13 protein-coding genes are annotated in these 14,481 nt (G+C 70.6%); 10 read left to right on the top strand and 3 right to left on the bottom strand.

Annotated elements, in window-relative coordinates; genetic code table 11:
• Window positions 1–9: 9 nt before the first annotated feature.
• From RBJ65_RS11910 to RBJ65_RS11900, 3 genes are read left to right on the top strand one after another with little or no spacing between them, the layout of a single operon-like run.
• Entirely contained in the window at window positions 10–243 is a 234-nt protein-coding gene (locus tag RBJ65_RS11910) for a DUF4244 domain-containing protein (protein WP_306318532.1), read from the top strand.
• A complete protein-coding gene (locus RBJ65_RS11905) occupies window positions 230–592 on the top strand; it encodes a TadE family type IV pilus minor pilin (RefSeq protein WP_306318533.1) in 363 nt (120 codons plus the stop codon). Before RBJ65_RS11910 ends, RBJ65_RS11905 begins: the two co-directional genes overlap by 14 nt.
• Window positions 589–951, top strand: a complete 363-nt coding sequence (locus tag RBJ65_RS11900) for an Rv3654c family TadE-like protein (RefSeq protein WP_306318535.1) — start codon at window positions 589–591, stop codon at window positions 949–951. Before RBJ65_RS11905 ends, RBJ65_RS11900 begins: the two co-directional genes overlap by 4 nt.
• An 83-nt stretch (window positions 952–1,034) precedes the next feature.
• Here RBJ65_RS11900 and RBJ65_RS11895 read toward each other — a convergent pair whose 3' ends face one another.
• On the bottom strand, window positions 1,035–3,491 hold the full coding sequence (locus RBJ65_RS11895; RefSeq protein WP_306318536.1) for a DEAD/DEAH box helicase: 2,457 nt from the start codon (window positions 3,489–3,491) through the stop codon (window positions 1,035–1,037).
• Window positions 3,492–3,573: 82 nt separating this feature from the next.
• On the opposite strand from RBJ65_RS11895, the gene bldG reads away from it, so the two are divergent.
• The 6 genes from bldG to RBJ65_RS11865 all read left to right on the top strand — a co-directional run bounded on the left by bldG (window position 3,574) and on the right by RBJ65_RS11865 (window position 10,022).
• Window positions 3,574–3,915, top strand: coding sequence for an anti-sigma factor antagonist BldG (bldG, locus tag RBJ65_RS11890; RefSeq protein ID WP_003975386.1), 342 nt, complete (start codon window positions 3,574–3,576; stop codon window positions 3,913–3,915).
• 135 nt (window positions 3,916–4,050) lie between these two features.
• Complete coding sequence (locus RBJ65_RS11885) at window positions 4,051–4,485, top strand: ATP-binding protein (protein ID WP_306318537.1); 435 nt, start codon at window positions 4,051–4,053, stop codon at window positions 4,483–4,485.
• A 300-nt stretch (window positions 4,486–4,785) separates the two neighbouring features.
• Window positions 4,786–7,206: a sodium-translocating pyrophosphatase gene (locus RBJ65_RS11880; protein ID WP_306318538.1), complete on the top strand. Its 2,421-nt coding sequence runs from the start codon at window positions 4,786–4,788 to the stop codon at window positions 7,204–7,206.
• 193 nt (window positions 7,207–7,399) lie between these two features.
• Window positions 7,400–7,981 (top strand): small secreted protein, encoded by a 582-nt coding sequence (locus RBJ65_RS11875; protein WP_306318539.1) that lies wholly within the window; start codon window positions 7,400–7,402, stop codon window positions 7,979–7,981.
• 152 nt (window positions 7,982–8,133) lie between these two features.
• Complete coding sequence (locus RBJ65_RS11870; RefSeq protein WP_306318540.1) at window positions 8,134–9,681, top strand: methyltransferase; 1,548 nt, start codon at window positions 8,134–8,136, stop codon at window positions 9,679–9,681.
• A gap of 143 nt (window positions 9,682–9,824) precedes the next feature.
• Complete coding sequence (locus RBJ65_RS11865) at window positions 9,825–10,022, top strand: hypothetical protein (protein ID WP_306318541.1); 198 nt, start codon at window positions 9,825–9,827, stop codon at window positions 10,020–10,022.
• A 37-nt stretch (window positions 10,023–10,059) separates the two neighbouring features.
• Here RBJ65_RS11865 and RBJ65_RS11860 read toward each other — a convergent pair whose 3' ends face one another.
• Window positions 10,060–10,476: a DUF2752 domain-containing protein gene (locus RBJ65_RS11860; protein ID WP_306318542.1), complete on the bottom strand. Its 417-nt coding sequence runs from the start codon at window positions 10,474–10,476 to the stop codon at window positions 10,060–10,062.
• Between the two features lie 3 nt (window positions 10,477–10,479).
• On the bottom strand, window positions 10,480–11,175 hold the full coding sequence (locus RBJ65_RS11855; protein ID WP_306318543.1) for a TM2 domain-containing protein: 696 nt from the start codon (window positions 11,173–11,175) through the stop codon (window positions 10,480–10,482).
• Between the two features lie 433 nt (window positions 11,176–11,608).
• Here RBJ65_RS11855 and topA point away from each other — a divergent pair, with 433 nt between their 5' ends.
• On the top strand, window positions 11,609–14,452 hold the full coding sequence (topA, locus tag RBJ65_RS11850) for a type I DNA topoisomerase (RefSeq protein WP_306318544.1): 2,844 nt from the start codon (window positions 11,609–11,611) through the stop codon (window positions 14,450–14,452).
• Window positions 14,453–14,481: the final 29 nt, after the last annotated feature.

Genomic DNA, 14,481 nt, shown 5'->3' with positions numbered 1-14,481 from the left:
GGAGTCGAAATGAACGGTATGCGTGTGGTGCGGACGTACGGGTGGCTGCGCGGAGGCGTCAGGAGGTGGGCGCGGGCGGTGCGGTCCGGGCGGCGGGACGCCGGGATGGTCAGCGCCGAGTACGCGGTGGGGCTGATCGCGGCGGTGGGCTTCGCCGGGGTGCTGTTCCAGGTGGTGACGAGCGACGTGGTGCAGTCGGCGCTGCGGTCCTTGGTGGCGAAGGCGCTCCATGGGTCGTTCTGAGTCCCGCCGCGATCGGGGCTTTGTGACGGCGGAGGCGGCCGTGGCGCTGCCGGTGCTCGTGGTGTTCACGATGGCGCTGATCTGGGCGGTGCTCGCGGCGTCGGCGCAGATCAGGTGCGTGGACGCCGCGCGCGCCGGGGCCAGGGCGGTGGCGCGGCAGGAGCCCACGGGGGCGGCGGTGGCCGTGGCCCGGGAGGCCGCGCCGAAGGGGGCGCGGATCGCGGTGGGCCGGGAGGGCGACCTGGTCCGGGTGACGGTGCGGTTCAGGTCCGTGGGGCCGGGGCCGCTCGGCGTGGACCTGGGGGCGCAGGCCGTGGCGGCGGCGGAGGAGGCGGTGGGGCGGACATGAGGAGACGCGTGGCGCGGTCGGACCGAGGGTCGGCGACAGTGTGGGTGGCCGTGGCGATGGCCGCGGTGGGCGTGGTGTTCGGCGCGGTGCTGGCCATGGGCCAGGCGGTGGAGGCACGCCACCGGGCGGGTGCGGCGGCGGACCTCGCGGCGCTCGCCGCGGCGGACCACTGGACGGAGGGGAGGACGCGGGCGTGCGCGCTGGCGGAGCGGGTGGCGCGGGCGCAGGGTGCGGGAGTGGTGCGGTGTGTGCTGCACGGGGAGGTGTCGGAGGTGACCGCGGCGGCGGGCGAGCCGGGCTTCCGGTCGGAGGTCCGGGCGCGAGCGGGTGCGCCATCTTTGAGCCTCTCCGGCGTTTGAGGAACGGGGTCCGGGGCGGAGCCCCGGGGCCCAGCCACGGTGCGGGCCGCCGGCACGGGCCCGCCCTGCGGCACGGGCCCGCCCTACCCCGCCGCCTCCTTCAACAACACCGAAAGCAACCGCACCGCCCCCCGCTTGTGCAACGGATCGTTGCCGTTGCCGCACTTGGGGGACTGGATGCAGGACGGACACCCGGCCTCGCACTCGCAGGAGGCGATCGCCTCACGCGTGGCGGCCAGCCACTCGCGGGCCGTGTGGAAGGCCCGTTCGGCGAAGCCCGCCCCGCCGGGGTGGCCGTCGTAGACGAAGACCGTGGGAAGGAGCGTGTCGGGATGGAGCGGGATCGAGACGCCACCGATGTCCCAGCGGTCGCACGTGGCGAAGAGGGGGAGCAGGCCGATGGAGGCGTGTTCGGCGGCGTGCAGGGCCCCGCCCAGAATCTCAGGACCGACCCGGGCCGCGTCCAACTGGTCCTCCGTGACCGTCCACCACACCGCCCGCGTCCGCAGCGTACGAGGAGGGAGGTCCAGCTTCGTCTCGCCCAGCACCTCACCCGTGATGAGGCGGCGCCGCAGATAGCCGACGACCTGGTTCGTGACCTCCACGGAGCCGTAGCACAACCGGCCTTCGCCCCAAGGGACTTCGACGTCGGTCTCCAGGATGGAGATGGCGGTCGTGTCGCGGGCGGTCGTGGAGTAGGTGGGGTTCGCGAGCTCGACGAGGGCGACGTTGTCGTCGAGGTCCAGCTTCTTCACCACGTACGTACGCCCCTGATGGAGGTGGACCGCGCCGTCGTGGATCGTCGTGTGGGCCGAGCCCGCGTCGACCGTTCCCAGCAACCGCCCCGTGCCCACCTCGACGACCTGCACGGGGGCGCCGCCCTCGCCCCGGATGTCGGCCAGGTCCGCGGCGGACTCGCGGCGCGTCCAGTGCCAGGCCTTCGTGGCGGTCCTGCGGCGCAGCAGCTTCGCGGCCTCCAGTTGCGGCAGCAGCTCGGCCGTCGCCGGGCCGAACAGCTCCAAGTCCGGCTCCTTGAGCGGTATTTCCGCCGCGGCGGCGCACAGGTGCGGAGCCAGCACGTACGGGTTGTCGGGGTCGAGGACCGTCGACTCGACCGGCTGGTCGAAGAGCGCCTCGGGGTGGTGGACCAGATAGGTGTCCAGGGGGTCGTCGCGGGCGACGAGGACCGCGAGCGCGCCCTCGCCGGAGCGGCCGGCCCGGCCCGCCTGCTGCCACAGCGACGCCCGCGTACCGGGATAGCCGGAGATCAGTACGGCGTCCAACCCCGAGACGTCGATGCCGAGTTCGAGGGCGGTGGTGGCGGCGAGGCCGAGGAGTTCGCCGGAGTGCAGGGCCGCTTCGAGGGCGCGGCGTTCCTCGGAGAGATAGCCGCCGCGGTAGGCCGCGACCCGCCGGGTGAGGGAGCGGTCGACCTCGGCGAGGCGCTCCTGGGCGATCACGGAGATCAGCTCGGCGCCACGCCGGGACCGTACGAAAGCCACCGAACGCACGCCCTGGACGGCCAGGTCGGTCAGGAGGTCCGCCGTCTCCGCGGTCGCGGTCCTGCGCACCGGCGCGCCCTTCTCGCCCTCCATCTCGGTCAGCGGCGGCTCCCAGAGCGCGAAGACCAGCTCGCCGCGCGGCGAGGCGTCGTCCGCGACCTCGACGACCGGCAGACCCGTCAACCGGCGGGCGGAGGCGGCCGGTTCGGCCGAGGTCGCGGAGGCGAGCAGGAAGACGGGATCGGAGCCGTAGCGGGCACATATGCGGCGCAGCCGGCGCACGATCTGTGCCACGTGCGAGCCGAAGACGCCGCGATATGTGTGGCACTCGTCGATCACGACGTACTTGAGCGCCTTGAGGAAGGAGGACCAGCGCGGGTGCGAGGGCAGGATGCCGCGGTGCAGCATGTCCGGGTTGGTGAGGACGTAGTTTCCGTACTGGCGGACCCATTCGCGTTCCTCGAACGGGGTGTCGCCGTCGTAGACCGCCGGGCGGATGGCCGTACCGAGCGGTTGTGAAAGTTCCTTCACCGATCGGCACTGGTCCGCCGCGAGCGCCTTCGTCGGGGAGAGGTAGAGCGTGGTCGCGCCGCGCCCGTTCGGCGCCTCGGATCCGTCGAGCAGTGTCGACAGGACCGGGACGAGATAGGCGAGGGACTTCCCGGAAGCCGTGCCGGTGGCGACGATCACCGAATCGCCGTCCAGGGCGTGCTCCGCCGCGCGTGCCTGATGGGCCCAGGGGTGCGCGATTCCGGCGGCCTGCACGGCCGCGATGACCTCGGCCCGGATCCGATCGGGCCAGACGGCATGACGGCCCGGGCGAGAGGGCAAGTGCTCCGTATGGGTGATGCGCGCAGCCCTGCTCGGACCCGAGGCGAGCCGGTCCAGGACCGCACCGGGCGAGGGGCGGTCTGCGGCGGGCGCCGAGGGTCGTTCGGATCGGTGATTCTTGGCCATCGGCACCGAGTGTGTCACTGGCGTGACGGACAATGCTCTCAAGGCGTCGTGCACGCCTGCCGGTAAGTGATTGAATGCCATCGCGGCTGGCGAACCGTCCCGGGGGATCAAGCCGAGGTGTCCCCGAGGGGCGACCGCTCGATAGCAAGGTGCTGGAGGATCCGTGGACCTGTCCCTGTCGACCCGTACCGTCGGCGATCGTACGGTCGTCGAGGTCGGTGGCGAAATCGATGTGTATACCGCGCCCAAGCTGCGCGAGCAGCTGGTCGAGCTGGTGAATGACGGCAGTTTCCACCTTGTCGTCGACATGGAGGGCGTGGACTTCCTCGACTCCACCGGGCTCGGCGTGCTGGTCGGCGGTCTCAAGCGTGTGAGGGCCCACGAGGGCTCGCTGCGCCTGGTGTGCAACCAGGAGCGCATTCTCAAGATCTTCCGTATCACCGGTCTGACCAAGGTGTTCCCGATCCACACCTCGGTCGAGGAAGCCGTCGCGGCGACCGACTGATCCGGGCGATGCCGGTGGCGACACCGGCACAGATCAGGGGATCGGGCGGCCGAGGCCGACCCGGTCCCCGGGCGCACGCCCGTACAACCGGAGCGCGCCGTACCACCGTGGGGCCCGTCTGTCCGAGGGGGATGCATGGCCACTGTCGAACTCCGCTTCAGCCCTCTGCCCGAGCACGTCCGCACGGCCCGCCTGGTGGCGGCCGCGGTGGCGCGCAGGGCGGGCGTGGACGAGGCCGTGCTCGACGAGGTCAGGCTCGCCGTCGGTGAGGCCTGCAGCCGCGCGGTCGGGCTGCACCAGAGCAGCGGCATCTCGGCGCCGGTGCGGGTCGCCCTGATCGAGGAGGAGAAGCAGTTCTCCATCGAGGTCGGGGACGAGGCGCCGCGCACGGTGCCTTCGTCGGCCGCGGCCGGCGGCGCAGGCGGAGCCGACGACCTGGAGGCCGAGGGTGAGGACGAGATGGGTCTCGCCGTCATCAGTGGCCTCGTGGACGATGTCGAGGTCACCGCGGACACGGACGGCGGTCTCATTCGGATGAGCTGGCCGACCCTGCCGGCGACGCTTCCCTAGCGCGACACGCTCCGCTCGGCGCAATCGGAGATCTTTTACGAGGCCCCGTTCACCCACTGGTGAACGGGGCCTCCGTTGTGTATCCCGAGGTCATCCCGGGTTTTTCGAGATCAATTCAGATCAGGGGGTCTCGTTAATGCATTCAATGCATTACGCATTCCCCTTCTTGTAGTTGATCTGTGTTCGCCGAACATTTGCTGGGTAGGAAACAATTCCGTTTGCCGCGCCCTGTTTTGATCAGGTCCCGCTCCCTACAATCCGTCCACATCTTGAGCTCAGCCCAAGCGTCAAGGAGGACGAATGGCGGAGCTGTCCACATCGAGTACCCCTTCTACGTTCGCAGCCGCAGTTCTGACCGACGACAACAGATTGATCGTCGTCGTGATCGCGGTCGTCGCGCTCGCGGCGCTCGCCGTCGCCGGGGTCCTGGTGCGCCAGGTGCTCGCGGCCGGTGAGGGAACGGACTCCATGAAGAAGATCGCGGGAGCGGTCCAGGAAGGCGCGAAAGCCTATCTGGGCCGGCAACTGCGAACTCTCGGCGTATTCGCCGTCGTGGTGTTCTTCCTGCTCATGCTGCTTCCGGCGGACGACTGGAATCAGCGCACGGGCCGGTCGATCTTCTTCTTGATCGGCGCGGTGTTCTCGGCCGTCACCGGCTATATCGGAATGTGGCTCGCGGTGCGCAGCAATGTGCGCGTCGCCGCCGCCGCGCGGGAAGCGACACCGGCGGAGGGCGAGCCGGAAAAGGATCTCACCACCGTCTCGCACCACGCCATGAAGATCGCTTTCCGTACGGGCGGCGTCGTCGGCATGTTCACGGTGGGACTCGGTCTGCTCGGCGCCTCCTGTGTCGTGCTCGTCTACGCGGCCGACGCGCCCAAGGTCCTCGAGGGCTTCGGGCTCGGCGCCGCGCTGATCGCGATGTTCATGCGTGTCGGAGGCGGCATCTTCACCAAGGCCGCCGACGTCGGCGCCGACCTGGTCGGAAAGGTCGAGCAGGGCATTCCGGAGGACGATCCGCGCAATGCCGCGACCATCGCCGACAACGTGGGCGACAACGTCGGAGACTGCGCGGGAATGGCCGCCGACCTCTTCGAGTCGTACGCCGTCACGCTGGTCGCCGCGCTGATCCTCGGCAAGGCGGCCTTCGGCGACGCCGGGCTCGCGTTCCCGCTGATCGTGCCCGCGATCGGTGTCGTCACGGCGATGATCGGCATCTTCGCCGTCGCGCCGCGCCGGGCGGACCGCAGCGGCATGAGCGCCATCAACCGCGGCTTCTTCATCTCCGCGGTGATCTCGATCGTGCTCGTGGCCATCGCCGTCTTCACCTATCTGCCGGGCTCGTACGCGGATCTGGACGGCGTCACGGACACGGCGATCAGCGGCAAGGACGGCGATCCGCGGATCCTCGCGGTGGTCGCCGTGGCGATCGGCATCGTGCTCGCGGCCCTCATCCAGCAGCTGACCGGGTACTTCACCGAGACGACCCGGCGTCCGGTCAAGGACATCGGCAAGACCTCGCTGACCGGCCCCGCGACCGTCGTGCTCGCCGGCATCTCCATCGGCCTCGAATCGGCCGTCTACACGGCGGTGCTGATCGGGCTCGGCGTGTACGGGGCGTTCCTGCTCGGCGGTACGTCGATCATGCTCGCCCTGTTCGCGGTCGCGCTGGCCGGTACCGGGCTGCTGACCACGGTCGGCGTCATCGTCGCCATGGACACCTTCGGGCCGGTCTCCGACAACGCTCAGGGCATCGCCGAGATGTCCGGCGACGTCGAGGGCGCGGGCGCGCAGGTGCTCACCGACCTGGACGCCGTCGGCAACACCACCAAGGCCATCACCAAGGGCATCGCCATCGCGACCGCCGTGCTCGCGGCTGCCGCGCTGTTCGGCTCGTACCGGGACGCGATCGTCACGGCGGCGCACGACGTCGGCGAGAAGGTCGGCTCCGGCGGGCCGATGAACCTGGTCATGGACATCTCCCAGCCGAACAACCTGGTGGGGCTCATCGCCGGAGCCGCGGTGGTGTTCCTCTTCTCCGGGCTCGCCATCAACGCCGTATCGCGGTCGGCGGGTTCGGTGGTCTACGAGGTGCGCAGGCAGTTCCGCGAGCACCCCGGGATCATGGACTACACGGAGAAGCCGGAGTACGGGCGCGTCGTCGACATCTGTACGAAGGACGCGCTGCGGGAGCTCGCCACGCCCGGCCTGCTCGCCGTGATGGCGCCCATCGCGGTCGGCTTCACGCTCGGCGTCGGCGCGCTCGGGGCGTATCTCGCGGGCGCGATCGGGACGGGCACGCTGATGGCCGTCTTCCTCGCCAACTCCGGCGGCGCGTGGGACAACGCCAAGAAGTTGGTGGAGGACGGGCACCACGGCGGCAAGGGCAGCGTGGCGCACGAGGCCACCGTCATCGGCGACACGGTCGGCGACCCGTTCAAGGACACCGCGGGCCCGGCCATCAACCCGCTGCTGAAGGTGATGAACCTCGTGGCGCTGCTCATCGCGCCCGCGATCGTGAAGTTCAGCTACGGCGACGACGCGAGCGTGGGCGTGCGGGTCGCGGCCGCCGTCGTGGCGCTCGCCGTGATCGTCGGTGCCGTGTACATGTCGAAGCGGCGCGGCATCGCGGTCGGCGGGGACGACGACGGTGACGCGGGCGGAGCCGGACGGGTGCCGGAGCAGGCGGATCCGGCTGTCGTGTCGACGTCTCGTACGTAACCTGAGAGCACCTCAACGAGTGGGCGGGCAGCGCCTCCTGACGGGCTGTCCGCCCACTGGTGTGTCCGGAGCGGTTCCGTGAGCCTTATCTCTCTTGGTGCAAATGGCTGTTAAAGGCCAATAAAGTGGTCGTATAGGACACCCTGCGTGAGACTGTCGTGTGCGTGGCGTGTAAGTTCCGGGGCCGAGAGCCATGGAAGGGACCAATCCGGTGAACAAGAAGCTTGCTGCCGCACTGTCCGGCGGTGCGGTACTGGTACTGGCGTTGTCGGGCTGCAGCGACGACAGCAGCGAAAAGCTGGACTCCTGGGCCAAGCAGGTCTGCGACAAGGTCCAGCCGCAGGCCAAGAAGATCGAGGCCGCGAACACCGCGATCCAGAAGGAGACCTCGGACAACAGCGAACCCGAGCAGGTCCAGAAGACCGACTCGAAGGCGTTCCAGGACATGTCCGACGCGTACAAGGCGATCGGCGACGCGGTCGACAAGGCGGGCGCCCCGCCCACCGACGGCGGCGAGAAGAAGCAGCAGAACGCCGTCAAGGAGCTCGACAAGATCTCGACGTCGTACGCCGACCTGAAGAAGAAGGTCGACAAGCTCGACACGGGCGACCAGGCGAAGTTCGCCGACGGTCTCAAGGACATCGCAGGACAGCTCGACACGCTGAGCCAGGACGGCAGCGACGCGCTCAAGAACCTCGAGGAGGGGGACGTGGGCAAGGCGATGGCGAAGCAGGAGAGCTGCAAGAGCGCTTCCGCTACGCCGTCGGGGTCCTAGGTCTCGGGTTTCGTTTCGCTGCCCCCGGGGTTGCGCTTTTTGCGCTACCCGGGGGCGGCGTTGTGTTTGCGGAGGCCTGCGCCGGGCGCTGTGCCCACCCGTTCCGCCGTGCGGAACGCCTGCCCACAGCAGGAGCGGGTCACAATGGTGGGGTGAGTGCTGAAGTCGCCCCCCTGCCTGTCGTAGACCGTTCCGACGTCGCTCAGTCTCTGCGTGACGCCCTGCTTGCCGCCGAGTTCACCGCCGATGGGCTGCTCGAACTGCTCGGGGCCTCCGCCTACGCGGCGCTCGCGCGCAGTGAGACCGTGCCCGCGCTGCGGGCCACTCGGGGGGAGCGGCCCCTGGAGACCCTCGTACGACTGTTCCTGTTGCAGCAGCCGGCGCCGCGGGAGCGGGCCGCCGAAGTGCTGCCGCTCGACGCGTGCCTGGAGAGCGGCTGGCTGCGGGCCGTCGGGGCGGACGAGGTCGCGGCCACCGTCGACGTACGGCCGTATGGCGGGCCCGAGGGCGAGGACTGGTTCATCGTGTCCGACCTCGGGTGCGCGGTCGGTGGCGCCGGAGGCATCGGAAGCGGCCAGGAGGGCGTCGTGCTCGGGGTCGGCGGGGCGTCCACGACGCTCGCCGGGATCACCGTGCGTACGCCCGTCGGCTCGGCCCTCGACCTCGGCACCGGATCCGGGATCCAGGCCCTGCACGCGGCGCGGCACGCCACCCGGGTCACCGCGACCGACCTCAACCCGCGCGCGCTGCGCATCACCGCGCTGACCCTTGCCCTGTCCGGCGTACAGGGCGCCGACCTGCGGGAAGGATCGCTGTACGAGCCCGTGGGCGACGAGACGTACGACCTGGTCGTCTCCAACCCGCCGTTCGTGATCTCGCCGGGGGCGCGGCTCACCTACCGGGACGGCGGGATGAGCGGGGACGATCTGTGCCGCTCGGTCGTTCAGGGGGCAGGGGAGCACCTGAACGACGGGGGGTACGCACAGTTTCTCGCCAACTGGCAGCACGTGGAGGGGGAGGAGTGGACCGAGCGGCTGCGCTCCTGGGTGCCGCGCGGCTGTGACGCCTGGATCGTGCAGCGCGAGGTGCAGGACGTCGCGCAGTACGCCGAGTTGTGGCTGCGGGACGCCGGTGACCACCGGGGCGATCCGGCCGAGTACGCGGCCCGGTACGACGCGTGGCTCGACGAGTTCGAGGCGCGCAAGGTGCGGGCCGTGGGCTTTGGGTGGATCACGCTGCGCAGGACCGGTTCCGCCGAGCCGTCGATCGTCGTCGAGGAGTGGCCGCACCCCGTCGAGCAGCCGCTCGGCGACGCCGTGCGCGCGCACTTCGAGCGCGTCGACTGGCTGCGCGCGCACGACGACGCGGCGCTGCTCGGCGCGCACTTCACGCTGGCCGGGGAGGTCGTGCAGGAGCAGGTCGGTCTTCCGGGCGCCGAGGACCCGGAGCACGTCGTGCTGCGGCAGGGGCGCGGCATGCGCCGGGCGACGAAGGTGGACACGGTCGGCGCCGGGTTCGCGGGCGTCTGCGACGGCTCGCTGAGCGCCGGGACGATCCTGGACGCCATCGCCCAACTCATGGGCGAGGACCCGGTGTCGCTGCGCGACCGGACGCCCGCGCAGATCCGCACGCTGGTCGAGCAGGGCTTCCTGGAGCCGGCCCCGGAGCCGGTCGTGGAGCCGGGCGCGGCTGTCGGCTGATCCGCCTTCGAACCGCCCTCGAACCGCCTTCGCCGACCGGGATTCTCCTTGTGGCGTACGGGAGTTCACCCCGGGTTCGGCCGCCCGTGTCAGCGTCACCCGCTGGGTATCGGAAGCGGTTCCGAAAGCGGGGAGGCGGAGCGATGGAGAGTGTTCCTGCGGCGTTCGCGGGCGCGGTGTTCGGGTTGTTCGGGGCGGGCCTGCTGACCTGGACCGGTGCGCGCGCCGCGCACCGGGAACCGGTCGCGTACAGCGAGCGCCCTGTGGTGGCGGCGGTGTTCGCGGGGGCGGCCGGGGCGGGGGCGCTGGCGCTCGCCGTGTGGTGTTTCGGCCAGATCTAGGCCAGATCTGGGCACTGTCGGGCCCTGGCGCCCGGGTTCAGACCAGGTTGCGCAGCACCGCCCACGCCACCGCCGCGGTGAGGATCGCGGTGGACCCGCGCCCACCGATCCGTGGCGCCCAACGGCGGCCGCGCAGCCCCTCGTACGCCCAACGCCCCAGCAGGGCAAGGGCGAAGGGGGCGGCGAGCAGCAGGGCGGCGTTGTCGTGCCAGGCGGTGACGTACTGGCCGTGCATCAGGTCGTAGACCATCCGCGTCCCGCCGCACGCCGGGCAGAGCAGCCCCGTGGCGAACCGGAACGGGCAGCCGGGCAGGAAGTGGCCCGGCTCGTGCGGATTCGTGCCGTACAGGTACGCCGCGGCCGCGGTGCCCCCGGCGAGCACCCCGAGCGGGGCCGCCGCCGGGGCGCCGAGCGCGGCCTTGAGGCGGGCCGTGGGGGACGCGGCGCGGGGCACGGGTCAGGAGTCCCGGAGAATGCGGCCCTGCGCGTCGGTGCCGTTGCCGGAGGCGAGCATCATGATGCCGTCGATCAGGCCCCAGACGCTGCCGAGTCCGCAGGTCACGATCGACACGATGAGCTGGGCGACGGCGATCCCGGTGTGCCCGGTGTAGAAGCGGCCCGCGCCGAAGAAGCCGAGGAAGATGCCGAGGAGGCCCGCGGCGAGCTTCGTCTTGTCCGAGTACGGGCGGCCGAACGGGTCGTAGCCGTAGGGCGCGGCCGGGTCGTAGGGCATGCCCATACCGGGAGCACCCATCCCCGGACCGCCCATCCCCGGACCGCCCATCCCCGGAGCGCCCATGCCGGGGCCCGGCGGAGGCGGGTAGGCGCCGCCGCCGGCCGGGGCGGAGCCGGGGTAGGGGTAGCCGTAGCTGGGCTGACCGGGCTGACCGGGCTGGCCCTGCGGCTGTCCGGGAGGCGGCGTGCCGTAGCCGGGCTGGTCCTGCGGCTGCCCCTGGCCCTGCGGCTGGCCGGGCTGGCCGGGCGGGCCGGGAGGCGGCGGAGGGGTGCCGTAGCCGGGCTGCGAGCCCTGCTGGGGGTAGCCGTACGGGCTGCCGGTGCCCGGCTGGGTCGGCTGGTCCGCGAGGGGCTGGTCGTACGGGTTCCCGCCCGACTGGTCCTTGGGGGGCTGGCCGTATGGATTGCTGTCGGACATTCGGGAAGCTCCTGGATCGGTGATGCTCTGGGGACGAGCCGGAGGCTCACCCGCAGGCTTCCCCCAGCCACTCGCCATCCTGTCAGGGGCCGATGGGTACGGGTGTCCGAGGGCACGGGACTGCTACGCGATGGGGACGTTTGCCACAGGAATCCGGCAGGAACCCGGTACGCAGGGTGAAGGCGCGGCCACCGCGCGGGTACGGGCCGGGTACCCGGAGGCCAGGCGTCCGCTCGCCGGTCCGGGGGCAGGATCACGAGGAGTCGGGTTACCGTTCCGAGTGGCTGCTGCGTGCTTTTCCCGTTTGACACACCGGCGGGAGGTACCGTCACACTCCGCAGCAGTGCCGCGAAACCGGCACGATCCCGCGGCAGCAAGCCAGCAGCGAACCATCAGAACGATCCCGAACCGCCGACCGGAGAGAAGAGCGAAGTTGTCCCCGACCAGCGAGACCGCACAGGGCGGCCGCCGACTCGTCATCGTCGAGTCGCCCGCCAAGGCGAAGACGATCAAGGGCTATCTCGGCCCTGGGTACGTCGTCGAAGCGAGCGTCGGGCACATCCGCGACCTCCCCAACGGCGCGGCCGAAGTTCCGGACAAGTACACCGGCGAGGTGCGCAGGCTCGGCGTCGACGTCGAGCACGACTTCCAGCCCATCTATGTCGTGAACAGCGACAAGAAGGCGCAGGTCAAGAAGCTCAAGGACCTCCTCAAGGAGTCCGACGAACTCTTCCTCGCCACCGATGAGGACCGCGAGGGCGAGGCCATCGCGTGGCACCTCCAGGAAGTGCTCAAGCCGAAGATCCCGGTCCACCGGATGGTCTTCCACGAGATCACCAAGGACGCGATCCGCTCCGCCGTCGCGAACCCGCGCGAGCTGAACAAGAAGCTGGTCGACGCCCAGGAGACCCGCCGCATCCTCGACCGTCTCTACGGCTACGAGGTCTCGCCCGTCCTGTGGAAGAAGGTCATGCCGCGCCTGTCGGCGGGCCGCGTCCAGTCCGTCGCCACCCGCCTTGTCGTCGAACGTGAGCGCGAGCGCATCGCCTTCCGCTCGGCCGAGTACTGGGACCTGACCGGTACGTTCGCGACGGGCCGCGCAGGCGACTCCTCCGACCCGTCCTCGCTGACCGCCCGCCTGTCGTCGGTCGACGGCAAGCGCATCGCGCAGGGCCGCGACTTCGACTCGCTCGGGCAGCTCAAGGCCGGTTCGGCGAACACGCTGCACCTGGACGAGGCCAACGCCCGCGCGCTCGCCGCCGCCCTTGAGGACACGCGGTTCTCCGTACGCTCCGTCGAGTCCAAGCCGTACCGCCGCTCGCCGTACGCCCCCTTCCGTACGACGACGATGCAGCAGGAGGCCTCGCGCAAGCTGGGCTTCGGCGCGAAGGCGACCATGCAGGTCGCCCAGAAGCTGTACGAGAACGGCTTCATCACCTATATGCGTACGGACTCCACGACCCTGTCGGACACGGCCGTCGCGGCCGCCCGTTCGCAGGTCACGCAGCTCTACGGCAGCGACTACCTGCCGGACAAGCCGCGTACGTACGCCGGCAAGGTCAAGAACGCGCAGGAGGCGCACGAGGCGATTCGTCCGTCGGGCGACCGCTTCCGCACGCCCGCCGAGACCGGCCTGACCGGCGACCAGTTCAAGCTGTACGAGCTGATCTGGAAGCGCACCGTCGCCTCCCAGATGAAGGACGCCGTCGGCAATTCCGTGACCGTCAAGATCGGCGGCACCTCCGCCGACGGCCGCGACGCCGAGTTCAGCGCGTCCGGCAAGACGATCACCTTCCACGGCTTCCTGAAGGCCTACGTAGAGGGCGCCGACGACCCGAACGCGGAGCTGGACGACCGTGAGCGCCGCCTTCCGCAGGTCGCCGAGGGGGACTCGCTGTCCGCCGAGGAGATCTCGGTCGACGGCCATGCCACGAAGCCGCCCGCCCGCTACACCGAGGCCTCGCTCGTCAAGGAGCTCGAAGAGCGCGAGATCGGCCGCCCGTCTACGTACGCGTCCATCATCGGGACCATCCTGGACCGCGGTTACGTCTTCAAGAAGGGGACGGCCCTGGTGCCCTCCTTCTTGTCGTTCGCCGTCGTCAACCTGCTGGAGAAGCACTTCGGCCGGCTCGTCGACTACAGCTTCACCGCCTCCATGGAGGACGACCTCGACCGCATCGCGCGCGGTGAGGCGCAGGCCGTGCCGTGGCTGCGGCGCTTCTACTTCGGTGAGGCCGTCGAGGGTGAGGCCGGCCAGGGCGGCGCCGCGGACGCCGGGAACGGCGACGGGGACCACCTCGGTGGCCTCAAGGAGCTCGTGACCGACCTGGGCGCGATCGACGCCCGCGAGGTCTCGTCCTTCCCCGTGGGCAACGACATCGTGCTGCGCGTCGGCCGCTACGGCCCGTACATCGAGCGCGGCGAGCGGGACTCCGAGAACCACCAGCGCGCCGACGTCCCCGAGGACCTGGCGCCCGACGAGCTGTCCGTGGAGTACGCGGAGGAGCTGCTCGCCAAGCCGAGCGGCGACTTCGAACTGGGCGCCGACCCGCAGACGGGGCGCCAGATCATCGCCAAGGACGGCCGCTACGGTCCGTACGTCACGGAGGTGCTCCCCGAGGGCACCCCGAAGACCGGCAAGAACGCGGTGAAGCCGCGGACGGCCTCGCTCTTCAAGTCCATGTCGCTCGACACGGTGACCCTGGCCGACGCCCTCAAGCTGATGTCGCTGCCGCGCGTCGTCGGCCAGGACGCCGAGGGCGTCGACATCACCGCGCAGAACGGCCGGTACGGCCCGTACCTGAAGAAGGGCACGGACTCGCGCTCCCTGGAGAGCGAGGACCAGATCTTCGGCATCACGCTGGAGCAGGCCCTGGAGATCTACTCCAAGCCGAAGCAGCGCGGCCGCGCGGCCGCCAAGCCGCCGCTGAAGGAGCTCGGCACCGACCCGGTCAGTGAGAAGCCCGTCGTGGTGAAGGACGGCCGCTTCGGCCCGTACGTCACCGATGGCGAGACCAACGCGACGCTGCGGTCCGCGGACTCCGTGGAGGAGATCACGGCGGAGCGCGGCTTCGAACTGCTCGCCGAGAAGCGGGCGAAGGGCCCCGCCAAGAAGAAGACCGCCAAGAAGGCGCCCGCCAAGAAGACCGCCGCGAAGAAGACGGCGGCGAAGAAGACGGCCGCCAAGAAGACGACCACGGCGAAGAAGACCGCGGCGAAGAAGACGACGACCGCGAAGAAGACGACGACCGCGAAGAAGACCGCTTCGGCGGAGTAGTTCACGCTCGTGCGGAATGTGTGCCTCCC

It is taken from the genome of Streptomyces sp. KL109B, from assembly GCF_030766935.1.
In the GTDB taxonomy this organism is placed as follows: Bacteria; Actinomycetota; Actinomycetes; order Streptomycetales; family Streptomycetaceae; genus Streptomyces.
Note: the sequence above shows the minus strand (reverse complement) of the source record. Positions and strands in the feature narration are given on the sequence as shown.